This is a genomic window from Roseateles agri (assembly GCF_034043675.1).
In the GTDB taxonomy this organism is placed as follows: Bacteria; Pseudomonadota; Gammaproteobacteria; order Burkholderiales; family Burkholderiaceae_C; genus KK5.
In genome coordinates this window covers 104,037-130,624 of the sequence record NZ_JAXCLA010000009.1, presented here as the reverse complement: position 1 = coordinate 130,624, position 26,588 = coordinate 104,037, and the positions used below count along the sequence as shown (strand labels likewise).

Annotated in this window: 27 protein-coding genes, 2 tRNA genes and 1 riboswitch; of the genes, 22 read left to right on the top strand and 7 right to left on the bottom strand. The window is 69.3% G+C overall.

All coding sequences use genetic code 11. The features are described from left to right. Positions 1 to 14 precede the first annotated feature (14 nt). From SNE35_RS25700 to hrcA, 3 genes are all read right to left on the bottom strand, one after another. Positions 15 to 563 carry a hypothetical protein gene (locus SNE35_RS25700; RefSeq protein ID WP_320425892.1) on the bottom strand — a complete coding sequence of 183 codons (549 nt, stop codon included), beginning with the start codon at positions 561 to 563 and terminating at the stop codon, positions 15 to 17. Between the two features lie 116 nt (positions 564 to 679). Continuing rightward, positions 680 to 756: transfer RNA gene (locus SNE35_RS25695), tRNA-Ile, on the bottom strand. Between the two features lie 50 nt (positions 757 to 806). Further along, positions 807 to 1,835, bottom strand: a complete 1,029-nt coding sequence (hrcA, locus tag SNE35_RS25690; protein WP_320425891.1) for a heat-inducible transcriptional repressor HrcA — start codon at positions 1,833 to 1,835, stop codon at positions 807 to 809. 68 nt (positions 1,836 to 1,903) lie between these two features. On the opposite strand from hrcA, the gene SNE35_RS25685 reads away from it, so the two are divergent. Genes SNE35_RS25685 through rapZ form a run of 3 tightly spaced genes read left to right on the top strand, consistent with a single transcriptional unit; the run spans position 1,904 to position 5,382 of the window. After that, positions 1,904 to 2,779, top strand: coding sequence for an NAD kinase (locus SNE35_RS25685; protein ID WP_320425890.1), 876 nt, complete (start codon positions 1,904 to 1,906; stop codon positions 2,777 to 2,779). Next, positions 2,780 to 4,471: a DNA repair protein RecN gene (gene recN / locus SNE35_RS25680; RefSeq protein ID WP_320425889.1), complete on the top strand. Its 1,692-nt coding sequence runs from the start codon at positions 2,780 to 2,782 to the stop codon at positions 4,469 to 4,471. It abuts the gene before it with no gap. After that, entirely contained in the window at positions 4,468 to 5,382 is a 915-nt protein-coding gene (rapZ, locus tag SNE35_RS25675; RefSeq protein WP_320425888.1) for an RNase adapter RapZ, read from the top strand. The genes recN and rapZ overlap by 4 nt, the downstream gene beginning before the upstream one ends. 21 nt (positions 5,383 to 5,403) lie before the next feature. Here rapZ and SNE35_RS25670 read toward each other — a convergent pair whose 3' ends face one another. Genes SNE35_RS25670 through mutM form a run of 3 tightly spaced genes read right to left on the bottom strand, consistent with a single transcriptional unit; the run spans position 5,404 to position 7,582 of the window. Then, positions 5,404 to 5,724 (bottom strand): hypothetical protein, encoded by a 321-nt coding sequence (locus SNE35_RS25670; protein ID WP_320425887.1) that lies wholly within the window; start codon positions 5,722 to 5,724, stop codon positions 5,404 to 5,406. Next, positions 5,721 to 6,767, bottom strand: coding sequence for an A/G-specific adenine glycosylase (gene mutY / locus SNE35_RS25665; protein WP_320425886.1), 1,047 nt, complete (start codon positions 6,765 to 6,767; stop codon positions 5,721 to 5,723). The genes SNE35_RS25670 and mutY overlap by 4 nt, the downstream gene beginning before the upstream one ends. Beyond that, positions 6,752 to 7,582, bottom strand: coding sequence for a bifunctional DNA-formamidopyrimidine glycosylase/DNA-(apurinic or apyrimidinic site) lyase (mutM, locus tag SNE35_RS25660; RefSeq protein WP_320425885.1), 831 nt, complete (start codon positions 7,580 to 7,582; stop codon positions 6,752 to 6,754). Before mutM ends, mutY begins: the two co-directional genes overlap by 16 nt. A gap of 49 nt (positions 7,583 to 7,631) precedes the next feature. Here mutM and SNE35_RS25655 point away from each other — a divergent pair, with 49 nt between their 5' ends. From SNE35_RS25655 to SNE35_RS25565, 19 genes are all read left to right on the top strand, one after another. Further along, entirely contained in the window at positions 7,632 to 9,446 is a 1,815-nt protein-coding gene (locus SNE35_RS25655; RefSeq protein WP_320425884.1) for a tetratricopeptide repeat protein, read from the top strand. Continuing rightward, entirely contained in the window at positions 9,446 to 9,976 is a 531-nt protein-coding gene (locus SNE35_RS25650) for an outer membrane lipoprotein LolB (RefSeq protein ID WP_320425883.1), read from the top strand. Before SNE35_RS25655 ends, SNE35_RS25650 begins: the two co-directional genes overlap by 1 nt. 7 nt (positions 9,977 to 9,983) lie before the next feature. Then, complete coding sequence (gene ispE, locus SNE35_RS25645) at positions 9,984 to 10,910, top strand: 4-(cytidine 5'-diphospho)-2-C-methyl-D-erythritol kinase (RefSeq protein ID WP_320425882.1); 927 nt, start codon at positions 9,984 to 9,986, stop codon at positions 10,908 to 10,910. A 41-nt stretch (positions 10,911 to 10,951) separates the two neighbouring features. Continuing rightward, positions 10,952 to 11,028: transfer RNA gene (locus SNE35_RS25640), tRNA-Gln, on the top strand. Between the two features lie 93 nt (positions 11,029 to 11,121). Beyond that, entirely contained in the window at positions 11,122 to 12,084 is a 963-nt protein-coding gene (locus tag SNE35_RS25635) for a ribose-phosphate pyrophosphokinase (RefSeq protein ID WP_320425881.1), read from the top strand. Positions 12,085 to 12,177: 93 nt separating this feature from the next. Beyond that, positions 12,178 to 12,804: a 50S ribosomal protein L25/general stress protein Ctc gene (locus tag SNE35_RS25630; protein WP_320425880.1), complete on the top strand. Its 627-nt coding sequence runs from the start codon at positions 12,178 to 12,180 to the stop codon at positions 12,802 to 12,804. An 81-nt stretch (positions 12,805 to 12,885) separates the two neighbouring features. Next, positions 12,886 to 13,536: an aminoacyl-tRNA hydrolase gene (gene pth, locus SNE35_RS25625; protein ID WP_320425879.1), complete on the top strand. Its 651-nt coding sequence runs from the start codon at positions 12,886 to 12,888 to the stop codon at positions 13,534 to 13,536. Continuing rightward, positions 13,533 to 13,967, top strand: a complete 435-nt coding sequence (locus SNE35_RS25620) for a hypothetical protein (protein ID WP_320425878.1) — start codon at positions 13,533 to 13,535, stop codon at positions 13,965 to 13,967. The genes pth and SNE35_RS25620 overlap by 4 nt, the downstream gene beginning before the upstream one ends. Further along, positions 13,964 to 14,203, top strand: a riboswitch (cobalamin riboswitch). Its footprint overlaps the gene before it by 4 nt. Before the next feature lie 88 nt (positions 14,204 to 14,291). Beyond that, complete coding sequence (locus SNE35_RS25615) at positions 14,292 to 16,157, top strand: TonB-dependent receptor plug domain-containing protein (RefSeq protein WP_320425877.1); 1,866 nt, start codon at positions 14,292 to 14,294, stop codon at positions 16,155 to 16,157. Continuing rightward, positions 16,154 to 16,699 (top strand): bifunctional adenosylcobinamide kinase/adenosylcobinamide-phosphate guanylyltransferase, encoded by a 546-nt coding sequence (gene cobU, locus SNE35_RS25610; RefSeq protein ID WP_320425876.1) that lies wholly within the window; start codon positions 16,154 to 16,156, stop codon positions 16,697 to 16,699. The genes SNE35_RS25615 and cobU overlap by 4 nt, the downstream gene beginning before the upstream one ends. Continuing rightward, positions 16,696 to 17,559: an ABC transporter substrate-binding protein gene (locus tag SNE35_RS25605; RefSeq protein WP_320425875.1), complete on the top strand. Its 864-nt coding sequence runs from the start codon at positions 16,696 to 16,698 to the stop codon at positions 17,557 to 17,559. The genes cobU and SNE35_RS25605 overlap by 4 nt, the downstream gene beginning before the upstream one ends. Next, entirely contained in the window at positions 17,556 to 18,536 is a 981-nt protein-coding gene (locus SNE35_RS25600) for a FecCD family ABC transporter permease (RefSeq protein WP_320425874.1), read from the top strand. Before SNE35_RS25605 ends, SNE35_RS25600 begins: the two co-directional genes overlap by 4 nt. Continuing rightward, positions 18,533 to 19,294, top strand: a complete 762-nt coding sequence (locus tag SNE35_RS25595) for an ABC transporter ATP-binding protein (RefSeq protein ID WP_320425873.1) — start codon at positions 18,533 to 18,535, stop codon at positions 19,292 to 19,294. The genes SNE35_RS25600 and SNE35_RS25595 overlap by 4 nt, the downstream gene beginning before the upstream one ends. Continuing rightward, on the top strand, positions 19,291 to 20,166 hold the full coding sequence (gene cbiB, locus SNE35_RS25590) for an adenosylcobinamide-phosphate synthase CbiB (protein WP_320425872.1): 876 nt from the start codon (positions 19,291 to 19,293) through the stop codon (positions 20,164 to 20,166). The genes SNE35_RS25595 and cbiB overlap by 4 nt, the downstream gene beginning before the upstream one ends. After that, positions 20,163 to 21,152, top strand: a complete 990-nt coding sequence (locus SNE35_RS25585) for a pyridoxal phosphate-dependent aminotransferase (RefSeq protein ID WP_320425871.1) — start codon at positions 20,163 to 20,165, stop codon at positions 21,150 to 21,152. The genes cbiB and SNE35_RS25585 overlap by 4 nt, the downstream gene beginning before the upstream one ends. After that, positions 21,152 to 22,606, top strand: a complete 1,455-nt coding sequence (locus tag SNE35_RS25580) for a cobyric acid synthase (protein WP_320425870.1) — start codon at positions 21,152 to 21,154, stop codon at positions 22,604 to 22,606. The genes SNE35_RS25585 and SNE35_RS25580 overlap by 1 nt, the downstream gene beginning before the upstream one ends. Further along, positions 22,603 to 23,640: a nicotinate-nucleotide--dimethylbenzimidazole phosphoribosyltransferase gene (gene cobT, locus SNE35_RS25575; RefSeq protein ID WP_320425869.1), complete on the top strand. Its 1,038-nt coding sequence runs from the start codon at positions 22,603 to 22,605 to the stop codon at positions 23,638 to 23,640. The genes SNE35_RS25580 and cobT overlap by 4 nt, the downstream gene beginning before the upstream one ends. Next, on the top strand, positions 23,640 to 24,401 hold the full coding sequence (locus SNE35_RS25570; RefSeq protein WP_320425868.1) for an adenosylcobinamide-GDP ribazoletransferase: 762 nt from the start codon (positions 23,640 to 23,642) through the stop codon (positions 24,399 to 24,401). Before cobT ends, SNE35_RS25570 begins: the two co-directional genes overlap by 1 nt. Beyond that, the gene (locus SNE35_RS25565; RefSeq protein ID WP_320425867.1) at positions 24,398 to 24,931 is read left to right on the top strand and encodes a histidine phosphatase family protein; all 534 of its coding nucleotides are present in this window, start codon (positions 24,398 to 24,400) and stop codon (positions 24,929 to 24,931) included. The genes SNE35_RS25570 and SNE35_RS25565 overlap by 4 nt, the downstream gene beginning before the upstream one ends. Here SNE35_RS25565 and SNE35_RS25560 read toward each other — a convergent pair. Then, the gene (locus tag SNE35_RS25560) at positions 24,907 to 26,586 is read right to left on the bottom strand and encodes a PAS domain-containing sensor histidine kinase (RefSeq protein WP_320425866.1); all 1,680 of its coding nucleotides are present in this window, start codon (positions 26,584 to 26,586) and stop codon (positions 24,907 to 24,909) included. The two genes, SNE35_RS25565 and SNE35_RS25560, sit on opposite strands and share 25 nt — an antisense overlap. Between the last annotated feature and the right edge of the window lie 2 nt (positions 26,587 to 26,588).

The following is a 26,588-nucleotide window of genomic DNA, read 5'->3' as shown; positions in this document are numbered from 1 at the left end:
GGCGCGTCCATGGCTCAGATCGTCTCCGTGTAGCCGCGCGGCCCCTTCTCGCCAATCTCTTTGGCCTCGGCTTCCGCGAACCGGCGATTGGCTTGCATGCGGAAGGCCTCTAGCATGTCGTGCATGCGCATCCAGCGGACCTCGACGATGTCCCGCTGGCTGTCCACGGACTCCCAGAACTCGAAGGCGTCGCCGTCGGCGTCGATCGCCGCGGCATAGCTGTCCATGATCGTCCCCTTGCCCAAAAAGTCAGCGAGGGAATGGAAACGCGACACGTTGAGCATCGACGTGTTCTGGAACGTATGCCCCTCGATCCAATCTCGCAGCTTGCCCAGGTGATAGCGGACCGGAGCCTTCTTCCCGTCGCCGAGCTTGGTGAACGGAGGGCCATCGCCCACCTCCCGCATCGTCGAGAGCTGATCGGTGTTGGTCTGAAGCATCTCCGCGACCTGCGCCGGAGTCAGCAAGAGTTCGCCGGTGCGGATGCCCAGCTCCTGCGCGATCGAATTGGCGGGCATCGCGAGGGTCGCGAGAGGCGCCGCCTCGGATTTCTTGTTGGCCATGACCCCAAGCGTAGCACCCGGGACTAAGCGGGATCTTGAGGGGGCCACCTGGGGGCCATGACTGCGAACATTCAGGCAGTCAAAGCCGCCGCGATACGGTCTTCATAGGAGAAAAATGGTAGGCCGTGCAGGGCTTGAACCTGCGACCAAAGGATTATGAGTCCTCTGCTCTAACCAACTGAGCTAACGGCCCCCGGGGAGGAAGGCGGCGATTCTATAGCCGCTATCGCCGGGGCGACCCGGCTACTTCTGTCCCGACAGCGCCTGGCTCACCATCCTCGACGTGATGTCAACGATCTGGATCATGCGGTCGTAGGCCATGCGGGTGGGGCCGATGACGCCGAGGGTGCCGACGATCTGGCCGTCGACCTCGTAGGGGGCGGAGACGACGGACAGTTCCTCGAAGGGCACGACCTGGCTCTCGCCGCCGATGTAGATGCGCACGCCCTCGGCGCGGCTGGAGACGTCGAGCAGGCGCATCAGCTGCGTCTTCTGCTCGAACATGTCGAAGAGGCGGCGCAGGCTGCCCATGTCGTTGCTGAAGTCCTGCACGGTCAGCAGGTTGCGTTCGCCGGAGATGACGACGCGGTCCTGCTCGTCGACCATCGCCTCGGTGCCGGCCTGCACGGCCGCGTTCATCAGCGTGGCGATCTCGCTGCGCAGCACGTCGACCTCGCTCTTCAGCCGTTCGCGCACCGCTTCCAGCGTCAGGCCGGCGTAGCTGGCATTGAGCCGGTTGCTGGCCTCGGCAAGTTCGCTCTGGCTGAAATCCTTGGCGGTGAAGATCACGCGGTTCTGCACGTCGCCGTCGGGCGCCACCATGATGACCAGCACGCGCCGGTCGCCCAGGCGCAGGAACTCGATGTGGTGGAAGACGCTGGGCTTGCGCGGCGCGGTGACGACGCCGACGAAGCTCGACAGGTTGGACAGCAGGTGCGCGGCGCTGGCGATCACGCGCTGTGGCTGGTCGGGCTGAAGCGTCGACGTTTCCAGCGGCCGTGCATCGGCGCCGACGATGCTGCCCGGCTTGGCCGTCAGCATCGTGTCGACGAAGAGGCGGTAGCCGCGCGCGGTGGGGATGCGGCCGGCGCTGGTGTGGGGGCTGGCGATCAGGCCCAGCTCTTCCAGGTCGGCCATCACGTTGCGGATGGTGGCCGGGCTCAGCTCAAGGCCCGAGGCTTTGGAGAGCGTGCGCGACCCCACCGGCTGGCCGTCCGCGATATAGCGTTCGACCAGGGTCTTCAGCAGTGATTTGGAGCGCTCGTCCAGCATGGTTTTCATTGTAGTTGGCGGCCCAGCCCCACCCGGAGCCGCCATATCGCTGTGGTGTAATTCTTCGCATGGCCAAGCGCTTTCAACATGTGGCAATCGTCGGCAAGCACCAGGCTCAGGGGATCCGCCCGATTCTGGATGAAATCGCCGACTTCGTGATGGGCCTGGGCCTGGAGGTTTCGCTGGAGCGCGAGACGGCGCTGAACACCGGCATGACCGGCTTCGAGGCGCTGACCACCGACGAACTCGGCAGCCAGTGCGACGTGGCCATCGTGGTCGGCGGCGACGGCACGATGCTGGGCTTCGCGCGCGAGATGGCGCGCTACGGCACGCCGCTGGTGGGCATCAACCAGGGCCGCCTGGGCTTCGTCACCGACATCTCGATCGAGCATTTCCGCGACGCGCTGGCGCCGATCCTGGCCGGCAACTACGAGGTGGAGCACCGCGCGATGCTGGAGGGCGCCGTCTGGCGCGACGGCGAGAACATCTTCGAGGGACTGGCGATGAACGACGTCGTCGTCAGCCGCGGCGCCACCGCCGGCATGGTCGAACTGCGCGTGGACGTGGCCGGCGAGTTCATGGCGAATCTGCGGGCGGACGGCGTGATCGTCGCCTCGCCGACCGGCTCGACCGCCTACGCGCTCTCGGCCGGCGGCCCAATCCTGCACCCGAGCATCGCCGGCTGGCTGCTGGTGCCGATCGCCTCGCACACGCTGTCCAACCGGCCGATCGTGCTGCCCGACCTCGGCGAGGTGCGGCTGGAGATCGTGGCCGGGCGCGATGCCAGCGTCAATTTCGACATGCAGAGCCTCGCCAGCCTGCTGCATGGTGACCTGATCACCGTGCGCCGCTCGGCGCACCGAGTGTGCTTCTTGCACCCGGAGGGATGGAGTTACTACGCCACGCTGCGCCGCAAGCTGCGCTGGTACGAGGGAGTGAGCTGAATGCTGCGGCGATTGAATTTGAAAGACTTCGTCATCGTCCCCGAGCTGGAGCTGGACTTCGGCCCGGGCTTCGCCGTGCTGACCGGCGAGACCGGCGCCGGCAAGTCGATCCTGATCGATGCGCTGCAGCTCGCGCTGGGCAGCCGTGGCGATGCCGGCGTGGTGCGCGAGGGCGCGGCGCGCGCCGACATCACGGCCGAGTTCGACACGCCACCCGCGCTGGTGGCGTGGCTCGATGAGGCCGGCTTCGATGGCGGTGACTCCGACACCCTGCTGCTGCGCCGCGCGATCGACGCGCAAGGCAAGAGCCGCGCCTGGATCAATGGCGCGCCGGCCACCGTGGCGCAGTTGCGCGAAACCGCCGACAGCCTGCTGGACATCCACGGCCAGCACGCTTGGCAGGGCCTGACGCGCCCGGCCTCGGTGCGCGAGCTGCTCGATGCCTACGCCGGCCTCGACACGGCCGCGCTGTCGCAGAGCTACGCCCGCTGGAAGCAGGCCAGCGAGAAGCTCGCCGCCGCGCAGACACGGCTGGGCGAACTGCAGAGCGAACGCGAGCGCCTGGCCTGGCAGATCGGCGAGCTGGAGCGCCTGGCGCCCGGCGACGACGAATGGGACGAGCTGAACGCCGAGCACCAGCGCCTCTCGCACGGCCAGTCGCTGCTGGAGGCGGCGCGCATCGCGCTTGATGCCTTGTCCGAGGCCGAGCCCAGCGCCGAATCGCAGGCCGCCGCCGCGCTCGACCAGCTCGAGAAGGTACTGGACTTCGACGCCGAGCTGCAGCCGGTGGCCGAGACGCTGCGCAGCGTCCAGGCGCAGCTGCACGACGCCACGCACGCGCTGACCGCCTACCTGAACGGCACCGAGCTGGACCCCCAGCGCATGCAGGAGCTGGACGACCGCGTCTCCGCCTGGATGACGCTGTCGCGCCGCTACCGGCGCCAACCGGCCGAGCTGCCGGTGCTGCTGGCGCAGTGGCGCGGCGAGCTTCAATCGCTCGATGCCGCGACCGATGTGGCCGCGCTGGAGCAAGACCTGGCCCTCGCCGCGCAAGCCTTCCAGAAGGAGGCCAAGCGCGTCAGCTCCGCTCGCACGCAGGCCGCGCCGAAGCTGGCCGCGGCGGTCACGCAGGCGATGCAGCAGTTGGGCATGGCCGGCGGCGCCTTCGCCGTCAGCCTCTTGCCGCAGGAGCAGCCGCAGAGCTTCGGCCTGGAGTCGGCGGAGTTCCTCGTGGCCGGACACGCGGGCAGCACGCCGCGGCCACTGGCCAAGGTCGCCTCGGGCGGCGAGCTCTCGCGCATCGCGCTGGCGATCGCGGTGACGACCTGCCAGCTCGACCAGCAGGGCGGCGCCGGCACCTTGATCTTCGACGAGATCGACGCCGGCGTCGGCGGCGCGGTGGCCGAGACGGTCGGCCGCCTGATGAAGCAACTGGGGCGCGAGCGTCAGGTGCTCGCCGTCACCCACCTGCCGCAGGTTGCCGCCTGCGCCGACCAACATCTGGTCGTCGCCAAGGCCCTGCGCGCCGGGCAGACCAGCAGCGAGGTGCGCCCCGTCAGCGGCGAGACCCGCGTCGCCGAGATCGCCCGCATGCTGGGCGGCGAGCGGCTCTCGTCCACCAGCCTGGCTCATGCGCAGGAGATGCTCGATCTCTCCGCCGTCAACCCACCCGCGAAGAAGGCGAAATCATGACGACGAGTACGGACGCAGCACCGCGCCCGCCGCAGAGCGAGGTCGTTCTTGTGACCGGCATGGCCGGCGGCGGCAAGTCACTGGCCATGCACGCGCTGGAGGATGCCGGCTTCTTCTGCGTGGACAACCTGCCCGCCGACCTGCTGATGGACTTCCTGCGGCTGGAGCGCGAACGGGGCAGCCGCCGCGTGGCGATCGCGGTGGACGTGCGCAGCGCCGGCTCGCTGCCGCTGCTGGCGCCGCTGATCAAGCAGCTGCGCGCCGACGGCGTCAACGTCCGTTCGATCTTCCTCGACGCCGACGACGAGGCGCTGATGCGCCGCTTCTCCGAAACGCGACGCCCTCACCCGCTGCGCCAGGATTCGCTGGGCAATGGCGAGGAAGCGCACCGCGCGCTGCACGATGCGATCGCGCTGGAACGCGAGATGCTGGCCAATGTGCGCGAGGACTCCACCGTGCTCGACACCAGCCAGCTGCGCCCGGCCCAGCTGCGCGCCTGGGTGCGCGACCTGGTGGTCGTGCGCGGCGATTCGCTGACGCTGGTGTTCGAATCCTTCGCCTACAAGCACGGCGTGCCCAGCGATGCGGATTTCGTCTTCGACGTGCGCGTTCTGCCGAACCCTTATTACGACCGCGAATTGCGTCCACTCACCGGCCGCGACGGACCGGTGGCCGCCTACCTGGCCGCGCAGCCCGAGGTGGGCCTGATGATGGGCCAGATCGCCGGCTTCCTGCAGCGCTGGCTGCCGAACTTCGCGGCCGACCAGCGCAGTTACCTGACCGTCGCCATCGGCTGCACCGGCGGTCAGCACCGCTCGGTCTATCTGGTGGAGATGCTGGCCGCGCAGTTCGGCCACCACGGCCAGGTGCTGATCCGGCACCGCGAGCTGGACGCCCGCATCAGCCACTGAGCGGCCACTGATCGGCGAGCTTCAGGCCGCCGTCTGCTGGTTGTCTTCGGAGGCCAGCAGCGCCAGCAGCGCGGCCGTGCCCACCGGCCCCATCAGCACGATCGCCAGCATCCACGGGAACAGCCCGCGACCGCTGCGCTTCAGCACCACGCCCATGAAGGTCCAGTGGGCCACGATGGAGCAGCCCAGGCCGATGCCCAGGAAGGCCATGCGCGCCGCCGGCGGATCTTCCAGGTTGGCCGCGGAGATCAGGAACCACAGGCAGCAACCGGCCGCGAGCAGGGCGACCAGGGCGGATTCGACGGCACTCTTGACGGCTGGTTTCATCGTGATGACGCTCAAGTAATCAGTTTCTTCAGCGGAGCCGGCAAGGCGTATTCGGCCAGGCGCTCGCGAGCCACCCATTCTCCATCGGGAGCGCCCGCCGGCAAAGCGGCGAGTTCGGCGCGGCGCGTGTGCAGCACCCAGTCGAAATGGGTCAGCGCATGCTCGATCCGCGGCATCGTCTCCAGCTCGGCGCCGAGCGTGCCGGCTGCACTCATCAGCGCGGATTCGTCCTCGTACATCGGCAGGCTCCACAGCCCCGCCCACACGCCGGTCTGCGGCCGCTGCTGCAGCAGCACGCGGCCTTCGCGCTCCAGCCACAGCCACCAGTTCTCGCGCCGACTGCGCTTGAGCTTCTTCGTCTTGACCGGGAACACGGTGGGATCGCCCTGCGCCCTGCCCCGGCACAGGTCGGACACGGGGCACAGCAGGCACTGCGGCGAGCGGGCGGTGCAGACCGTGGCGCCCAGGTCCATCAGGCCCTGCGTGTAGGCCTCGATGCCCTTGTCGGGCAGCAGCGCGGTGGCGAGTGCCCAGAGCTTCTTCTCCTCGGCGCTGCTGGCCATGTCGCCACCGAAAGCCAGCAGCCGCGTCAGCACGCGCTTCACGTTGCCGTCGAGGATCGCGACGCGTTCGCCGAAGCAGAAGGCCGCGATCGCGGCAGCGGTGGAACGGCCGATGCCGGGCAGTGTCTCCAGTTCGGCCGCGCTGCGCGGGAATTCGCCCCGGTACCGCTCGGCCACGGCCCGCGCGCAGGCATGCAGGTTGCGCGCGCGGCTGTAGTAGCCCAGGCCTTGCCACATCGCCAGCACCTCGTCGAGGCTCGCGGCGGCGAGGTCGACGACGGTCGGGAAGCGTTCGAGGAAGCGCGAGTAGTAGCCCAGCACCGTCGTCACCTGCGTCTGCTGCAGCATGATTTCCGACAGCCAGACGCGGTACGGGTCCCGCGTGTTTTGCCAGGGCAGCGCATTGCGGCCATGGCTGCGCTGCCAGACGACCAGCAGCGGGCCGAATTCGAGCGGCAGCGATGCCTCGACCTGAGGCTTTACTTCTTTTGGCATGAGGGGCAGAAAAAGGTCGAGCGCTGACCCTGCGTGATGCGGCGGATCTTCGTGCCGCAGGTGAAGCAGGGCTCGCCTTCGCGGCCATAGACCTGCGCCTGCATCTGGAAGCTGCCGGCCACGCCGTGCGCATCGCGGAAATCGCGCAAGGTGGTGCCGCCGGCCTCCAACGCGCGTGCCAGCACGCTGCTTACCGCATGCGCGAGCTTCGCGGCCCGTGGCCGGCTCAGCTTGGCGGCCTGCAGCCGCGGGTCGATGCCGGCGAGGAACAGGGCCTCGCAGGCGTAGATGTTGCCGGCACCGACGACGATGTCGCCCGCGAGCAGCGCCAGCTTGACGGCAACGCGCCGACCGCTGAGCCCGGCATGCAGGTGGGCGCCGTCGAAGCGCGGATCGAAGGGCTCCAGGCCCAGGCCCGCCAGCAGCTTGGCCGCCGGATCGTGCGCCAGCGAATCGGACCAGACGACGGCGCCGAAGCGCCGCGGATCATGCAGGCGCAGCAGGCCGCGATCGGTCAGCAGGTCGAAGTGGTCGTGCAGCCCCGGCTCGGGCGCATCCGCCGTGAAACCCAGCGAGCCTGACATGCCCAGGTGCATCAGCAAGCCGCCCGAAGATCCATTCGCCCGTGACACGGGGAGCCACAAATATTTACCTCTTCGGGTGGCCGCGCCGACGCGTGCGCCGGCCAGGCTTTCGGTTGCGAGGCCCAGCGGCCAGCGCAGTGGTTTTCCCAGGCGCGCCTGCAGCACCGTGGCCCCTTCGATCGCATCGGCAAAGCTGCGGCGGGTGACTTCGACTTCAGGGAGTTCAGGCATCCCAAGATGATATCGGGGCAGAATGTTTGTCCGTCTTCCAGGAGCATTCATGCCCGCAACGTACCGTCGCAGCAAGCCTTCATTACCGGCCTTAGCACCGGCGGCGCTGCTCGTCGCCAGCCTGTTCGGCGGCCTTCCTGCCTGGGCTGCCACGGCGCCTTCGGCCGCTGTGCCAAGCTCGCCGGCTGCCAGTGCACCGCAGGAGGACGAACCCACGAACTCCGTGATGGACGCGCCGCTGTTCTACCAGTTGCTGGTCGGCGAGATGGAGCTGAGCACCGGCCAGGCCGGCGTCGCTTACCAGGTGCTGCTGGACGCCGCGCGGCGCACGCAGGACGAGGAACTCTTCAAGCGCGTCGTCAACATCGCGCTGCAGGCACGCGCGGGCGAGCAGGCGCTGGGCGCGGCCAAGGCTTGGGCCAACGCGATTCCCACGTCGCTCGCGGCACACCAGATGGTCGTGCAGTTGCTGGCGCTGCTGAACCGCCCGAGCGAGGTCGCCGATCCGCTGCGCGAACTGCTGCAGCTGACGCCGGCCGAGCAGCGCCCGATGGTGCTCGCCGTGCTGCCGCGCACCTTCCAGCGCGCCACCGAGCCACTGAAGGTCTACCAGGCGCTGGAGCCCGTCCTGCAATCCTCCGCCAAGGATCCGCAGACGCACGACATGGCGCTGGTCGCGCAGGCCCGGCTCGCGCAGGCAGCCGGTGATACGGCCACCGCACTGAAGCTCGCCCGCGAGCTGGCCGAAAGCTCCCCGCAGCTCGAAGACACGATGCAACTCGCGCTGGACCTGATGCCCAGCCAGCCCGAGGCGGAGGCACTGGTTACCGCCCGGCTGAAGGCCCAGCCCACCAACAACGCGCTGCGCCTGGCCTACGGCCGCGCACTGGCCCGCGCACAGCGGCCGGAAGATGCGGCGCGGGAGTTCCGCGCCGTCATCGAGGCGGCGCCCGACACGGTGTCCGCCTGGTTCGCGCTCGGCGCCATGGAGCTCGACCTGCGCCATGCCGCGGCCGCCGAAACCGCGCTGACCGAATACCTGAAGCGTCTTGCCGACGTTCCCGCGACCGATACCGACAACGGCCTGATGATTGCCGAAGCGCGCCAGCAGGCCTGGCTGATGCTGTCGCAGGCGGCCGAGATGCGCGGCGACGTGAAGGCGGCCGAGGCTTGGCTGCAGAAGATCGACCGCCCCGATCGCAAGATCGAGACACTCTACCGGCGCGCCTCGCTGCTGGCGCGGCAGGACAAGCTGGACCAGGGCCGCAAGCTGCTGCAGCCGCAGGCCGGCGACAGCGATGCCGATGCCCGCGCGAAGATGCTCGCCGAGGCACAGCTGCTGCGCGAGGCCAGGCTCTGGCAGGCCGCGCACGACGTGCTCAAGCGCGCGAACGAGCGCTTCTCCGAGGACGTGGATCTGCTTTACGAGCAGTCGATGATGGCCGAGAAGCTCAACAACGTCGACGAGATGGAGACGCTGCTGAAGCGCGTGATCGCACTGAAGCCCGACTACGCCAATGCCTACAACGCGCTGGGCTACTCGCTCGCCGATCGCGGCGTACGGCTGGAGGAATCGCGCGGCCTGATCGCCAAGGCGCTCAGCTACGCGCCGAAGGAGCCCTTCTTCATCGACAGCATGGGCTGGGTCGAGTTCAAGCTCGGCAACCGCACCGAGGCGCTGCGCCTGCTGCGCGAGGCCTACCAGGCAAGACCTGACACCGAGATTGCCGCCCACCTCGGCGAGGTGCTGTGGATCGCCGGCGAGCAGGACGAGGCGCGCCGTGTCTGGCAGGAAGGCGCCAAGCGCGAGCCGAAGAACGAAGCTCTGCTGGAAACGCTGAACCGCCTGAAGGCCAAGCTGTGATGAGGCAGCATGCATCGCTGTTGATGGCCTGCGCGATGCTGGCCGGTTGCGCCAGCCTGAAGCATCAGCAGCGTGAGGCGAGCGAAGGCGACCTGCACCTGAGCGGCCGGCTCAGCGTCCAGGTGGCCGGCGTGGCCGGCGGCAAGGCCAGCGGCGGCAACGGCGCCTTCGAGCTGAGCGGCCAGCCCACGGCCGGGCAACTCGAACTATCGACCCCGCTGGGCAGCCTGGTCGCTCGTGCCGTCTGGCGCGATGGCGACGTGCGACTGCAGACGCCCGAGGACGAGCGCCGCTTCGACGATCTCGATGCGCTGACGCGCGAGATGCTCGGCGAAGCGATTCCTGTGGCCGCGCTGTTCGACTGGCTGCAGGGCAAGCCCTGGTCGCAGGCGGCGCACACGGCGCAGGGCACGGGCTTCGAGCAGCTCGGCTGGCAGATCGACCTGTCGCACTTCGGCGAGGGCCTGATCGTCGCCACACGGAAGGCGGAACCGGCGGTGACGCTGAAGGCCCGCATCGATAAAACCTAAGCACTGCATGCACGCGATCTACGACGTCCCCGCCCCGGCCAAGCTCAACCTGTTCCTGCACGTCGTCGGCAAGCGACCCGACGGCTATCACCTGCTGCAATCGATCTTCGCCTTGATCGACTGGGCGGACACGCTGCACTTCGAGCGCCGCACCGACGGTCAACTGGCCCGCCACGACAGCGAAGGCGCCGGCCTGCCGCCGGACGACCTGTGCCTGCGCGCCGCTCGCGCGCTGCAAGCCGCCAGCGGCTGCACCTTGGGTGCCGACATCCACATCGAGAAGCGCCTGCCCGCCGGCGCCGGCATGGGCGGCGGCTCGTCCGACGCGGCCTCCACCCTGCTCGCGCTGAACCGGCTGTGGGGTCTGAACCTGTCTTTACAAAAATTAAAAGAACTGGGTTTGAGTCTCGGTGCTGACGTGCCTTTCTTCCTGGGCGGAACGCACGCGTTTGTCGAAGGCATCGGCGAAATCCTGCATCCGATCGAATTGCCGGCCCAGCGTTTCGCCGTGATCAAACCGGCCGCCAGCATCGCCACCAAGGAAATTTTTTCCTCGCCTCTCTTGGCAAGGTCCGATTCCGTGGCTATAGTAGCGGGCTTTCCTGCACACAACGGCAGCGAGAACAAAACGAGGGAAATAGAACGCTTCCTAAGCGGCTTCGGCAGAAATGATCTGCAGAAAGCGGCAGAAGCAGCAAGCCCTGAAGTGGTTCAAGCGCTGGCGATACTGGAAGCGAAGTTCGGCAACAGCCGGATGACGGGATCAGGTAGCGCGGTGTTTGCGAACGTTGCGAGCAAGGAAGAAAGTACTGAAAAAGGCACAGTCGATCAATCCACGGCGACAATGTTGCAGGGCGAGTTTCCTGCAGGATGGATTGGAAGGATGTGCCGCAGTCTGGAGCATCACCCCTTGAAGGGCTGGGCAAGAGACTGAGACAAGTTGATAGGGTGCAGCAGCTCTGCTGTGTCCTGTGTAGGGGAGTCGCCAAGTTGGTCAAGGCATCGGATTTTGATTCCGACATGCGAGGGTTCGAGTCCTTCCTCCCCTGCCAAACGTTCTGAGAGCCTGCCGCCGCGCAGGCTCTGTTTCGTAAGACCGGGACACGCGGGCAGTGGCCTCGGGTCCTCTCTCAAAAGGATGGCCCGTGCTGCTCAATACCGTCCTCTTCACCGGCAACGCAAACCCGGTCCTCTCCCAGGAAATCGCTTCCCATCTCGGTCTCGAGCTGGGCAAGGCCGTCGTCGGTCGTTTCTCCGATGGTGAAGTCACCGTCGAGATCCAGCAGAACGTGCGCGCCCGCGACGTCTTCATCGTCCAGCCCACTTGCGCGCCGACGAACGAAAACCTGATGGAACTGCTGATCATGGTCGATGCGATGAAGCGCGCCAGCGCACGCCGCATCACCGCCGTGATCCCCTACTTCGGCTATGCCCGCCAGGACCGCCGCCCGCGTTCGACGCGCGTGCCGATCTCGGCCAAGGTCGTCGCCAACCTGCTGGAAACCGTCGGCGTCGAGCGCGTGCTGACGATGGACCTGCACGCCGATCAGATCCAGGGCTTCTTCGACATTCCGGTCGACAACATCTACGCCAGCCCGGTCCTGCTGTCCGACCTGAAGGCCCGCAACTACTCGAACCTGGTGGTCGTCAGCCCCGACGTCGGCGGCGTTGTGCGTGCCCGCGCGCTGGCCAAGCAGCTCGGCTGCGACCTGGCCATCATCGACAAGCGCCGCCCGGCCGCCAACGTCTCCGAAGTGATGCACGTGATCGGCGAGATCGACGGCCGCAACTGCGTGATCATGGACGACATGATCGACACGGCCGGCACGCTGGTGAAGGCCGCCGAGGTGCTGAAAGACCGCGGCGCCAAAAGCGTGTTCGCCTATTGCACCCACCCGATCCTGTCGGGCCCGGCGATCGAGCGCATCTCGAAGTCGGCGCTCGACGAAGTCGTCATCAGCAACACCATTCCCTTGAACGAAGCGGCCAAGGCCTGCGGCAAGATCCGCCAGCTGTCGGTTGCCTTCCTCTTTGCCGAAACGATCCGCCGCATCTCGGACGGCGAATCGGTCACCTCTTTGTTTAGCGAGCAGAACAACAACTTCTGACGTTGTCCTGAGCGCGACAAACGCAGGAGCCTGGTCGCGGGCCCTGCAAACCGGCCCGTCATGGGGATGAGCCGGCAACTTTTGGAGTTAACTATGCAATTCACCGCTTTCGAGCGCAAGCTGCAGGGGACCGGAGCGAGCCGCCGCCTGCGTATCTCGGGCAAGGTTCCGGGCATCGTCTACGGCGCCGGCGAGCCGACCATGATCGAGCTGGATCACAACGCGCTGTTCCACGCCATGAAGAAGGAAGCCTTCCACAGCACCATCCTCGAGATGGAACTGAACGGCGCCAAGTCGCAAGTGCTGCTGCGTGACTTCCAGATGCACCCGTACAAGCAGCAAGTGCTGCACTGCGACTTCCAGCGCGTGGACAGCACCACGAAGATCACCAAGAAGATCCCTCTGCACTTCATCGGCGAAGCCGAATCGCCGGCCGTCAAGACCGACAAGTGCACGGTCAACCACGTGATCACCGAGCTGCTGATCAGCTGCTTGGCCCAGCAACTGCCCGAGTTCATCGAAGTCGACCTGAGCGGCCTGACCCTGGGTCACTCGCTGCACGTCAATGACCTGAAGCTGCCCGCCGGCGTCAAGGCCATCGTGCACGGCAAGCCGAACCCGGCCATCGCCACGGCCGTTCCGCCGGTCGCTGAAGAAGTCATCGTCGCCGCCGCTCCGGCCGCCGACGACGGCAAGGGCAAGAAGAAGGGCAAGAAGTAATTCTTCCCCCCAGCTTCCTGCTGCGAAGGCCCCGCTCTGCGGGGCCTTTTGCTTTCCGGCGCCCGCCGATAATCCCGCCCCATGATTCGACTCTTTGTCGGCCTCGGCAATCCGGGCCATGAATACGAGCAGACCCGCCACAACGCCGGCTTCTGGTGGATCGACGCGCTGGCCCGCGGCCTGAACGTGCAGCCCCGGCCCGAGAGCAGCTACTTCGGCCTCGTCGCGAGGGTCAACAACGCGCCGGGCACCGACGGCCCGATCTGGCTGCTGCAGCCGATGACCTACATGAACCTCAGCGGCAAGTCGGTCGCCGCGCTGGCGCGCTTCTTCAAGATCGCGCCGGAGGAGATCCTGGCGATCCACGACGAGCTCGACATCGAGCCCGGCCAGATGAAGTTCAAGCAGGGCGGCGGCAACGGCGGCCACAACGGACTGAAGGACATGCAGGCCCAGCTCGGCAGCGCCAACTTCTGGCGCCTGCGCCTGGGCATCGGTCACCCCGGCATCAAGGCCGAAGTCTCCGGCTACGTGCTGCGCCGCCCGCCGATCGCCGAGCGGCAACTGATCGAGGACTGCATCCAGAAGTCGATGGACGCGGTGCCGCAGATGCTGTCCGGCCAGCTCGACAAGGCGATGACGAAGATCCACGCCAAGCCGCCGCGCCCGAAGCCGCCGAAGCCGGAACCCAAGCCCGAAGCCATCCCCGCCTCGAAGGAAGCCGAATCATGAAGTACCGGTCTGCGCCCTCGTTCGTCCTGATGACTCTTGCCCTAGCGGCCCTAACGCTCAGCCTCGACGCAGCCGCGCAGACCGAATCCCGCAGCGCCACTGTGTACCGCTGCGGCAAGGACGGTCGCGAGCTGCGCGACGCGCCCTGTCCCGCCAACCCGAAGGCCACGGCCGAGCAGGTCGCCTACGACCAGCCGAGCGCCGCCGACGAGCAGGCCGCACGCCAGCTCGCCGCCCGTGACGCGAAGCAGGCCGATGCGCTGCAGAAGGACCGCCTGAAGCAGGAAGCCGAGCAACGCCGCCGCACCGCCGCTGCCGGCCGCATGAGCCCCGCCGCGGCGCCCGTGCAGCCCGCCAGCGCACCACAGCCGCTGGTCACCAAGCGGCCCAAGCTCAAGCGCCCGCACAAACCGAAGGTCACCGCCGGCTAGAATCCCGCGCTGTTGGTGCTCGCGCCGGCCCCCAAGGCCGATGCAGTTAAACGGGAATCAGGAAGGTGGACCTCGCCGAGGCGCGCCCAACCTGAGCTGTCCCCGCAACGGTAAGTGGACGGAGCCTCCTTTCGGCTCCAACTCTTGTACTCGCTCCACTGGTGCTTCGCTGCACTGGGAAGGACTCAAGGGTCGCCTCCACCAGCCCGGATACCGGCCAACAAGGTGATGCGGCGCGCTTGTCAGCACGCATCGAACGACAGGCGCTCAGCGGGTGAGCTGAACGCCTGGGCTTGTATCCATCGGTCCCTCGCGACCCTATCCATGACTCATCGCAACACCCGTCTTGCGCTGGCCGCCCTGGCCGCGCTTTCCTCGTCCGTCGTCTCCGTCCACGCGGCCGAGCAGATCGATCCCGTCGTCGTCACCGCCACCCGCGAGCCGCAGAAGCTCAGCGAGGTGATCGCCGACCTGACCGTCATCACCCGCGAGCAGATCGAGAGCCAAGGCTTCGGCGGCGTGGCCGACCTGCTGCGCAACACCGGCGCCGTCGAGATGACGCGCAACGGCACGCCCGCATCGACGACCTCGCTGTTCATCCGCGGTGCCGAGACGCGCCACACGGTCGTGCTGATCGACGGCGTGCGGGTCGACTCGCAATCGACCGGCGGCGCCAGCTGGAACGGCATCCCGCTGAGCCAGATCGACCACATCGAAATCCTCAAGGGCCCGGCCAGCGCCATCTACGGCTCCGACGCCGTCGGCGGCGTTGTGCAGATCTTCACCCGCAAGGGCGTGGCCGGTAAGACACAGCTGGACCTCGGCATCGGCGCCGGCAACCTCGGCACGCGCCGCGCCGACGCCAGCATCAGCGGTGGCAACGGCATGTTCGACTACGCCGTCTCGCTGGCCGGCGAACGCAGCGACGGCTTCAACGCCACGACCCCGGCCAACACCTTCTCCTATCTGCCCGACCGCGACGGTTGGCGCAGCCACAGCGGCAGCCTGCGCCTGGGCGCACAGCTGAACGCACAGCACCGCGTCGAACTCACCGCGCTGAAGAGCCATGTCGACGGCCAGTACGACGACTCCACCTTCACGCCCGATGCCGACGACCACAGCATCCAGGACACCCGCGCCACCGGCCTCAGCTGGAAGGCGCAATGGCTGCCCGCGCTGCAGACGCAGCTGAGCGTCGGCGAGTCGAAGGAGCACTACGAGACCAAGCCGGACGCCTACGTCACCGACACCCGCGTGCGCACCGTCTCGCTGAACGGTTCCTACATGCTCGCCGCCGGCCAGCAAGTCACCGTCCTCGCGGAGCGGCGCGAAGACCTGCTCGACAACACCGGCCTCGTCACCGCCGGCGTCGGCAAGCGGCACGAGAACGCGCTGGCGCTGGGCTACCTGCTGCACACCGGCCCGCTGAACGTCCAGGCCTTTGCGCGCCGCGACGACGACAGCCAGTTCGGCGGCGTCAACACCGGCACCCTGATGGCCGGCTACGAGTTCGCGCCGGGCCTGCGTGTGGTGGCCTCGGCCGGCAACTCGTTCCGTGCGCCCACGCTGTACCAGATCGGCACCGTCTACGGCCCCGACCTGAGCCTCCCCGGCGTCCAGCCGCTGAATGCCGAACGCGGCCATAACGTCGAGATCGGACTGAAGTACAACGTCGGCGACAACGAGTTCTCCGCCACCGCCTACCGCAACCGCGTCAACGACCTGATCGTCTTCGGCGCGGCCGGCACCTGCCAAAGCACCTTCGGCTGCTACCAGAACGTCGCGCAGGCGCGGCTGCAGGGCCTGAGCCTTGCCGCCGGCACCAAGCTGGGCATCGTGAACCTCGGCGCCACGCTGGACCTGCAGGCGCCGAAGAACACGGCCACCGGCCTGATCCTGCAGCGCCGCGCCAAGACCTTCGGCACCCTGCGCGCCGACACGACCCTGGCCGACTGGACCTTCGGCGGCAACGTGCAGTTCTCCGGCCAGCGCTACAACGATGCGGCCAACAAGCAGGCCCTGGGCGGCTATGCGCTGCTGAACCTGGAAGCCGCGTACAAGATCCGTCGCGACCTGAGCCTGCAGCTGAACGTCGACAACGCCGCCGACAAGCCCTACTCGACCGCCACCGGCTACGCCTCGGCGCCGCGCACGGTCTTCATCGGCCTGCGCTACACGCCGACGCTGTGAGGATCGGCCATCACCTGATCGTCGGCGGCCAGCGCAGCGGCAAGTCGGGGCAAGCCGAGCGGCTGGCCCTGGCCTCAGGCCAGGAGGTCTGCGTAATCGCCACCGCGCAGGCCGGCGACCAGGAGATGGCCGAGCGCATCGCGCATCACCGCGCGATGCGCCCCGCCGCCTTCCGCACCGTCGAGGCGCCGCTGGCGCTGGCCGAGGTGCTGCGCGCCGAGGCCCAGCCCGGCCGCCTGCTGCTGGTCGATTGCCTGACCTTGTGGCTCACCAACTGGCTGATGCCGCTGGAAGGCCCGTCCGACCTGCACGCCTGGCAGCGCGAGCGCCAGGCCCTGCTGGACCTGATGCCGGACCTGCCCTCGCCGTTGATCATGATCTCCAACGAGGTCGGCTGGGGCGTGTCGCCGATGAGCCGCGAAGCGCGCTTCTTCGTCGACGAACTGGGCCGGCTGAACCAGGCCGTGGCCAGCCGTTGCAGGACACTCACGCTGATGGTGGCCGGCCAGCCCTGGAGCCGCACCGTCATCCCCACACCATGAAAAGACTGCTTCTTTCCCTGCTGCTGACGACGCTCGCCGCCGGCGCCCAGGCCTACGAGCTGAAGGACGACCTCGGCCGCACCAGCCAGTGGTCCGCGCCGCCGCGGCGCATCGTCAGCATGGTGCCCTCGCTGACCGAGTCGGTCTGCGAGCTGGGTGCCTGCGCGAAGCTGGTCGGCGTCGACCGCTATTCCAACTTCCCGGCCTCGGTGGACGCGCTGCCCAAGCTCGGCGGCATGGACGACACCAACGTCGAGATGATCGTCGCGCTGAAGCCCGACGTCGTGCTGGTCGCGCCGTCCTCGCGCGTAGCCGAGCGGCTGCAGTCGCTGGGGCTCGCCGTCGTCGTGATGGACAGCAAGTCCTACCGCGACGTCGAGCGCGTGCTCGGCAAGCTGGGCACCCTGCTGGCAGTGCCCGATGCCGGGCGGGTCTGGCACCGCATCGAGGCCGGTGTCGGCGCCGCCGCGCAGAGCCTGCCGGCTTTAGCCAAGGGCGCGCGCGTCTACTACGAGGTGGCCAGCGGCCCCTACGCCGCCGGCGAGTCGTCCTTCATGGGCGAGTTGCTGAGCCGCCTGGGCGCGCGCAACATCATCCCGGCCAGCATGGGCCCGTTCCCGAAGATCAATCCGGAGTTCGTCGTCCAAGCGGACCCGCAGGTCATCATGATGGGCCAGCGCGATGCCGGCGGCGTCGTCGACCGGCCCGGCTGGAACCGCATCTCCGCCGTGCGCGACAAGCGCATCTGCGTCTTCACCCGCGAAGAAGGCGACGTGCTCGTGCGCCCCGGCCCGCGCCTGGCGGAAGCGGCGCAGATCATGGCTCGTTGCTTGAGAGATACCGCGAGCAAGGCCCGATGACACGCCCTGCCCCGCTGCTGGCCATCCTGCTGGCCCTGTCGGCGGCGCTGCTGCTGCTGGGCATCACGGTCGGCAGCACCGGCATCGGCTGGCCGGCGGACGAGATCGGTCGCCAGATCGTCTGGGACATCCGCCTGCCGCGCTCGCTGGGCGCCTGGGCGGCCGGCGCGTTGCTGGGCCTGGCCGGCGCGATCGCGCAGGGCCTGTTCCGCAACCCGCTGGCCGATCCCTACCTGCTCGGCGGCGCCGCCGGCGCGGGCCTGGGCGTTGCGCTGTCGCTGACCGTGTTCGGCAGTGCGATCGGTATCTCGATCGGCATGCACAAGCTGGGCTTGTCCGGCGCGGCCTTCGTCGGCTGCCTGGCGGGTGTGCTACTGACCTTGATGCTCGCGCGCGGCGCCGAGCACACGCTGCGGCTGCTGCTGGCCGGCGTCGTCGTCGGCGTGGTGCTCACCGCCGGCACCAACCTGCTGATGCTGATGAAGGCCGACATCATGCGCGAGATGCAGGCCTTCCTGCTCGGCTCGACCGGCCTGCTCGGCTGGCCCGGCGTCACGCTGATGGGTGCGGCGCTGGTCGCCAGCCTGGCCATCGCGATGGCGGGCAGCCGCGCGCTCGACGCACTGACCCTCGGCGAATCCACCGCGCAGTCGCTGGGCGTGCGCCTGGGCCTGATGCGCATCGTGCTGATCGCGGCCTTCGCCCTGGCCACCGGCACCGCCGTCGCCCAGGCCGGCATGATCGCCTTCGTCGGCTTGGTCGCGCCGCATCTGGTGCGCAACCTGTGCCCGACGACGCACGGCCGGCTGCTGGGCCTCTCCGCCTGCACCGGCGGCGTGCTGCTGCTGGCGGCCGACATCCTCGCGCGCTGGCTGTTCGCACCGCAGGAGCTGCCGGTGGGCATCGTTACCTCCATCCTCGGCGGCGCCTACCTGCTGGTGCTGATGAATCGCCGACAACGGAGGGGCGCTGCATGAGCGCTCTCAGCTGCTCGCTGCATCGAGTGAGCCTGCAGGGCCACGAGATCCTGCGCGACATCGCGCTGGAGTTGCCTGCCGGTCGCTGGACCGCCGTCGTCGGCCCGAACGGTGCCGGCAAGTCGACGCTGCTGCGGGCGCTTTGCGGCCTGATTCCTTTCGAGGGTCAGGTCTTGCTGGACGCGCGCCCGCTGCACGACTGGCCGACGAAGCAGCGTGCCCGCGCGCTCGCCTGGCTGGGCCAGAACGAATCCGGCGGCGAAGACCTGACCGCCTTCGACGTCGTCATGCTCGGCCGCCTGCCACACCAGGCCTGGCTGGCCGCGCCGAGCAGTGCCGACCATGCCGCCGTGCAGGCCGCGATGCAGCAGACCCAGAGCTGGGACTGGCGCGAGCGCCGGCTCGGCACGCTCTCCGGCGGCGAGCGCCAGCGCGTGCTGCTGGCGCGCGCACTGGCCGTGCAGGCGCCGCTCCTGATGATGGATGAACCGCTGGCGCACCTGGACCCGCCGCACCAGGCCGACTGGTTGGCGATCGTCCGCACGCTGGTCGCCGCCGGCCGCACCGTCGTCAGCGTGCTGCACGAGCTGAACGTGGCGCTGCAGGCCGACGAACTCGTCGTGATGGCTGCCGGCCGCGTCGTGCATCAGGGCAGCCCTGAAGACGAGTCAACGCGCGACGCGCTGCAGCAGGTCTTCGAGCAGCGACTTCGGCTGCTGAAGGTCGAGGGCCAGTGGCTGGCCCTGCCGCAGGCATGAACGCTGCCATGCTGCCGCTGGCGATGCTCTTCGCGCTGGCGGTCGACCGCCTGTTCGGCGAACCGCCGGCCTGGTTGCATCCCGTTGTCGGCATGGGCCGCTACCTGGGCACCGTCGGCCGGCATCTGCACGCGCTGTCACCTGCCGCGGCCTTCATCGGCGGCGCGCTGGTCTGGCTGCTCGGCGCGGCGCTGGTCGGCGGCCTGGCGCTGGCCCTGCAGTGGGTGCTGCCCGCGCTGCTGCTGGGCCTGGCGCTGAAGCCGCTGCTGGCCTGGCGCATGCTGCGCGACGAGGTGCAGGCCGTGGAAGCGGCCTTGCAGCAATCCGTCGAACTTGGGCGTCAGCGCCTGTCCCGTTTGGTGAGCCGCGACACCACGGCGCTCGATGCGACCGAGGTCCGCGAGGCCGCGATCGAGACCCTGGCCGAGAACCTCAACGACTCGGTCGTCGCCCCGCTGTTCTGGTTCGCGCTACTGGGCCTGCCCGGCGCCGCGGTCTACCGCTTCGCCAACACGGCCGATGCGATGTGGGGCTACCGAGACCACCGCGAGTGGAGCGGCAAGTGGGCGGCACGGGCCGACGACGTCCTGTCCTGGATCCCCGCCCGCATCACCGCCGTGGCGATGATCGGCTGGCGGCGCGGGCTGGCCCGCGAAGCGACCCGCACGCCCTCGCCCAACAGTGGCTGGCCGATGGCAGCGATGGCCTTGCGCCTGGGCCTGAAGCTCGGCAAGCCCGGTATCTACAACTTGAACGCGACGGGCCGCGCGCCACGCGCCGACGACATCGCCGACGCGATCGCCTGCACGACGCAGGCGCTGATCGTCAGTACGATCGCGCTCGCCCTGCTGGCCGTGGGAGTCCATCGATGAAGACGACGCTGCTCGCGATCCACGGCGGCCCCGATGGCGGCCCGCCGATCGCGCACGACTTCTCCACCAACGCGAACCCGCTGGGCCCGCCGCCGGCGCTGTGGCAAGCCGTGCAGGAGGCTGACCGCCGCCGCTATCCCGATCCGCAGTACCGCGCACTGCGCCGCACACTGGCCATCGCGCACGGCGCCGATCCCGAACAGATCCTGCCCGCCTCCGGCGGCGCCGAGGCGATCCGCCGGCTGACCCTCGCCGCGCAACTGAAGGGCCTGCGTGAGGTGTGGGTGCCGCAGCCGGGCTTCGGCGACTACGCACTGGCCGCCGCCGCGCTGGGCCTCGAGGTCCGCAGCTATGCCAACGCACAGGAGCTGCAGCCACAGCAGCCCGCACTGGTCTGGGTCTGCGAACCGCGCAACCCGACCGGCACCTGCCTGGGCAGCGAGGCATTGGCCGAGCTGGCGGGGCGCGCGGCCGGATCGATCATCGTCGTGGACTGCGCCTACGAGCCGCTGCGCCTGAGCGGCGAGCCCACCCGCGTGCCGGATGGCTGCTGGCAGCTCCACTGCCCGAACAAGGCCCTGGGCCTGACGGGCATACGCGCCGCCTACCTGCTGGCGCCGGCGCAGGACGAGGCCTGGTCGCGGATGCTGTCGCTGGCGCCGAGCTGGGTGCTCGCCGCCGAAGGCGAGGCGATGCTGGCGCACTGGCACGATCAGGCCACGCAGACCTGGCTGGCCGAAAGCCGCGCACAGCTGCGCGACTGGGCCGCGTCGCAGCGCGCGCTGCTGGCGGGCTTCAACTGGCGCCAGCTCGACAAGGGCTGCACGCCCTTCTGGCTCGCCAAGCCGCCGGCGCCGCTGGACATGGCCGCGTTGCGGGAACAGGGCATCAAGCTGCGCGACGCCGCCTCGTTTGGACTCGCCGGTTGGGTCCGCATCGCCGCCTTGCCGCCGGAATCGCAAGACGCGTTGAAGGAGGCGCTGTGATGACCGGCAAAGCCGTCATGGTGCTCGGCACCACCAGCAACGCCGGCAAGAGCTGGCTCGCCACCGCGCTGTGCCGTTGGTACACCCGCCAGGGCCTGAAGGTCGCGCCCTTCAAGGCCCAGAACATGAGCAACAACGCCCGCGTCGTTCCCGGCCTGGAAGGCCGCATGGGCGAGATCGGCTCCGCGCAGTACTTCCAGGCCCTGGCAGCCCGCCGCGTGCCCGAGGTGCGCATGAATCCGGTGCTGCTGAAGCCCGAGGCCGACACGCAGAGCCAGGTCGTCGTGCTCGGTGAGGTCGACGCCGCGCTGAGCCGCATGCCCTGGCGCCAGCGCAGCGAGGCGCTGTGGCCCCGTGCACGTAAGGCCTTACACGAGCTGATGGCCGAGAACGATCTGGTCGTCATCGAGGGCGCCGGCTCCCCGGCCGAGATCAATCTGCATGCCAGCGACTACGTCAACATGCGCACGGCCCGCGAGGCGAATGCCGCCTGCCTGCTGGTCACCGACATCGACCGCGGCGGCGCCTTCGCGCACCTGTACGGCACGCACCAGTTGCTGCCGGCGGATGAGCGCGCGCTGATCCGCGGCTTCGTGCTGAACCGCTTCCGCGGCGATGCGGCGCTGCTGGCGCCCGGCCCCGAGCAGTTGCAGGCGCTGACCGGCGTGCCGACGGTGGCCGTGCTGCCGATGTGGCGCGGCCACGGCCTGCCGGAGGAGGACGGCGTGTTCGACGAGGCCTCGACCGGCAGCGGCAAGACGATCGCCGTCGTCGCCTACCCGCGCATCTCCAACCTCGACGAGTTCCAGCCGCTGCGCGGCACGCCCGGCGTGCGCCTCGTCTGGGCGCGCGAGCCGGCGCAGTTGCAGGGACTGACGGAGGCCGACTGGATCATCCTGCCCGGTTCCAAGTCCGTCGCCGCGGACCTGGCCTGGATGCGCTCGCGCGAGCTCGACGCGGCCGTCAACGCCCATGCGGCCGAAGGCCGGCCGGTGCTGGGCATCTGCGGCGGCCTGCAGATGCTCGGCGAGAGCCTGCTCGACCCCTTTGAGCTGGACGGCAATGCGCCGGGCCTCGGCCTGCTGCCGCTGGTCACGCAGTACGAGCGCGAGAAGCTGCTGCGCCCGGCGCAGGTGCGCTTCGCCTGCAGCGGCCCCTGGCAGGCGCTCGATGGGGTCGCTGCCGAGGGCTACGAGATCCGCCAAGGCCGCACGGCCCAGCACCCCGCCATGGCCCCCGCCACGGTGGCGATGACGACGCAAGCAGGCGAGGCTATCGGCTGGCAGCAGGGCCCGGTGCTGGGCGTCTACGCGCACGGCCTGTTCGAGCAGCCGGCCGTGATGCGGGCACTGTTCGGCCAGGGCCTGCGCAGCCTGGACGAAGTCTTCGACGGCCTCGCCGATTTCATTGACCCCCACTTCGCGCCCGGCGCGCTCCTGGACCTGATCCGATGACGAACCCGATCCCTCACATTCCCTCGCTGCACGACGCCGACCTCGCCGCCCGCCTGCAGCAGCGCATCGACACCAAGACCAAGCCGCTCGGCGCTTTAGGCCGTCTGGAGACGCTGATGCTGCGCCTGGGCCTGATCCTCGGCAGCGAGCCGCCGGCGCTGGTGGCGCCGCAGATGATGGTCTTCGCTGGCGACCACGGCCTGGCGGCGCGCGGCGTCTCGGCCTTCCCGAGCGACGTGACCTGGCAGATGGTGGAGAACTTCCTGGCCGGCGGCGCTGCGGTCAGCGTGCTGGCGCGCCAGCACGGTCTGGCGCTGACGGTGGTCGATGCTGGCGTCGCCCACGATTTCGCGCCGCGCGAGGGCCTGGCCATCGCCAAGATCGCGCGCGGCACAGCCGACTCCTCGCAGCAGCCCGCGATGAGCGAGGCGCAGTGCCTGCAGGCGATCGCCGCCGGCCGCGAGCTACTGCAGCAGCGGCCCGGCAACGCGCTGCTGCTGGGCGAGATGGGCATCGCCAACACCTCGGCCGCCGCGCTGCTGCTGGCGCGCCTGCAGGGCCTGCCGATCGAGGCCTGCACCGGCCGGGGGACAGGTCTTGACGACGCGCAGCTCGCGCGCAAGACGGCCGTGCTGGCGCAGGTGCTGGAGCGCCATGCGGGCGTGGCAGCGCCGCTGGAGGCGCTGGCTGCCTTCGGCGGCTTCGAGATCGCGATGATGGTCGGCGCCGTGCTGCAGGCGGCGCTGGAGCGGCGCGTGATCGTCGTCGACGGCTTCATCACCGGCAGCGCGGTGCTGGTCGCCGCGAAGCTGCAGCCGGCAGTCCTCGAACGCTGCGTGTTCGCGCACCGCTCGAACGAGAGCGGCCATGCGCTGATGCTGGAGGCGCTGGGCGCCGAGCCCCTGCTCGACCTCGGCCTGCGCCTGGGCGAAGGTTCGGGCGCGGCACTGGCCTGGCCGCTGCTGGAATCAGCCTGCCGCATCCTCAAGGAGATGGCCAGCTTCGCCTCCGCCGGGGTCAGCGAGAAGGCCTGATGCAACACCAGTTGCGGCTCTTCTTCGTGGCGCTGCAGTTCCTGACGCGCTGCCCGGTGCCGCGCTGGGTCGGCTACCAGCCGGCGTGGCTGCAGCACTGCGCGCGCTGGTTCCCGGCGGTGGGCACGCTGGTGGGGATCGTGGCCGCGCTGGTGCTCTGGGCGGCGCTGAAACTGTGGCCGCCGGCCGTGGCGGTGGGCCTGTCGATGGCGGTGAGCGTCTGGTTCACCGGCGGCTTCCACGAGGACGGCTGGGCCGATACCTGCGACGGCCTCGGCGGTGCGGTGAGCCACGAGAAGGCGCTGGCGATCATGAAGGACTCGCGCATCGGCAGCTACGGCGCGCTGGGCCTGCTGCTGATGCTGGGCCTGAAGGCCGCCACGCTCACGGCGCTGACGGCCAATGCGCCACTGGCGCTGGCAGGCCTCGTCTTCGCGCACACCGCCTCGCGCGCCGCGCCGGTCGTGCTGATGCGCCTGCTGCCCTATGCCGGCGACATCGAGCACGCCAAGGCCAAGCCGCTGGCGACGCAGGCGGGCACCGACACGCTGGCCCTCGCGCTCGGCTGGACCCTGGTCGCGGGAATCGCGCTGCTGCCCCTGCTGCGACTCGTTGCCGCGCTGCTGGCGCTCGCCGCCCTCGTGCTGTGGATGCGCCGCTGGCTGAAGCGGCGCCTCGGCGGCTACACCGGCGACAACCTGGGCGCCTGCCAGCAGTTGAGCGAGCTGGCCGTGCTGCTGGTGCTGGCCGCCGCCTCATGAGCCCCTTGCTGGTCTGGCGCCATCCGCGACCCGAAGGCGCGGCCGGCCGCTGCATCGGCGCCGGCACCGATCTGCCCGTGCACCGCCGCCGCGCTAAGCGCCTGGCCCGGCGCATCCAGCAGCACGCGCGGCGCGAACGGCTGCCGCACTTCGCCTGCTGCTCGCCGCTGCGCCGCTCGGCCGACGTCGGCCGCTGGCTGAAGCGCTGGGGCTGGCGGCTGCACATCGATCCCGCGCTGCGCGAGATCGACTTCGGCGCCTGGGATGGCCGGCGCTGGGACGATATCGGCGCGGCCGCCGTCGATGCCTGGATTGCCGACTTCGCCGGCTACGCCTCGGTCGGCGGCGAAAGCCTCGCGGCGCTTCTGGAACGCGTGGCGGCGTGGTCGCCGCCGGCCGGCGCGCGCATCCTCATCGGCCATGGCGGCTGGATGCTGGCGCGGCGCTGGCGGGCCGAACGGGGTCAGGACTTGCCTGAGGCCGCCACCTGGCCCGCGCCACCGGCCTACGGCGCGCTCTGGCTGCTCTGATCGCTCGCCAGCGGCAGGCCCAGGAACACCGTCGTCCCGCGGCCGGGCTCGCTCTCCAGCCGGATCGTGGCGCCCATCAGCTCCAGCAGGCTGCGGCTCAGCACCAGGCCGATGCCCACGCCTTCGATGCCATCGTGCTCGCGGCCCAGGCGGTTGAAGGCCTCGAACAGGTGCGAGAGCTGCTGCTCGCTCATGCCCAGGCCGTCGTCGGCCAGGCGCAGCTCATAGATCGCCGAGCCGTCTTCCTGCTGCCGCAGCACGCCGTCCACGCGCACGCTGCCGCCTGGGCGGTTGTACTTGATCGCATTGCTCAGCAGGTTCACGAGCACCTGGCGCAGCCGGACTTCGTCGGCCAGCACCATCACGGGTACCTCGGGCACCTCGTGCGCTTGCGGCTCGGCCAGCAGCTGCACGCCCGCCGCCGCGGCCTGCGTTCGCAGCAGGTCCAGCGCGCTCTGCACGATGCCGGCCAGCGGCACCGGTCCGCAGGCCACGCGCACGCGGCCCGATTCGATGCGGGCGATGTCGAGCACGTCGTCGATCAGCGAGAGCAGGTGCCAGCCCGCGTTGAGGATGGCGTCCACCTGCTCGCGTTCGCGCCGCGAGCCTTCGCTGCGCAGCAGCGCCGATTCGCGCAGCAGCTGCGAGAAGCCCAGCACGGCGTTCATCGGCGTGCGCAGCTCGTGGCTCATGCGGGAGAGGAATTCGGTCTTCGCCTGGTTGGCGGCTGCCGCGGCGATGACCTCCTCGCGGGCGGCGTCCGCCTGGCGCTGCAGCTCGATGCGCTCGGTGAGGTCGTGGAAGATGAACAGCATGTGCGGCTCGCCCTCCTCGGTCAGCGCGCGGGCGGAGATCAGGCCGTGGATCAGGCGGCCGTCCTTGCGGCGCACGGTGATGTCCATCGCGTCGACCTTGCCGGTGGCGAGGAACTCCTGCACATAGGGGTCGCGCTGGGCGGGCTCGGCCCAGATGCCCAGCTCCGCGGCCGTGTGGCCGACGAACTCCTCGCGGCTGTAGCCGGAGAGCCGCAGCATGCTCGGGTTGGCGGCGATGTAGCGCTCGCTGGGCACGTGCAGGATGCCGATGCCCAGGGCATCCGGCGTCGCGTCGTAGATCTTGTGATAACGCTCCTGCAGCTGGCGCTGCGCCTCGGCGCGGGTGCGCGCCTCGTGGATGTCGCTGTGCGTGCCCAGCATCAGCAGCGGCTCGCCCTTGGGCCCGCGGCGCAAGACCTGCCCCTGGGACAGCATCCAGCGCCAGCCGCCGTCCGCGGCGCGCATCCGGTACTCGGCGGTGAAGCCCTGCCCGTCGGCCTCCAGCGCGTAGTTGAAACGGCGCGCCACCTCGTCGATATCGTCGGGATGCACCAGCGCGCGCCATGCGCTGATCCGCGGCGGGAAGGCGCCGGGCTCGTAGCCGAGCTGGCGGTAGTAGCGGTCGCTGAGCCAGAAGACGCGCTGGGGAATGTCGCACTCCCACTGCGCGGCATTGCTGGCCTCCAGCACCATGGCCAGGCGCTGCTCACCTTCCGCATGGGCACGCAGCGCCTGGCGCAGCCGGCGGCCATCGCGCCACCAGGCCAGCAGCACGGCGGCCACCAGCACCAGCGTCGACAGGGGCAGCAGCCAGTGAAGAGGATTCGAAAGCTCGTTCATCG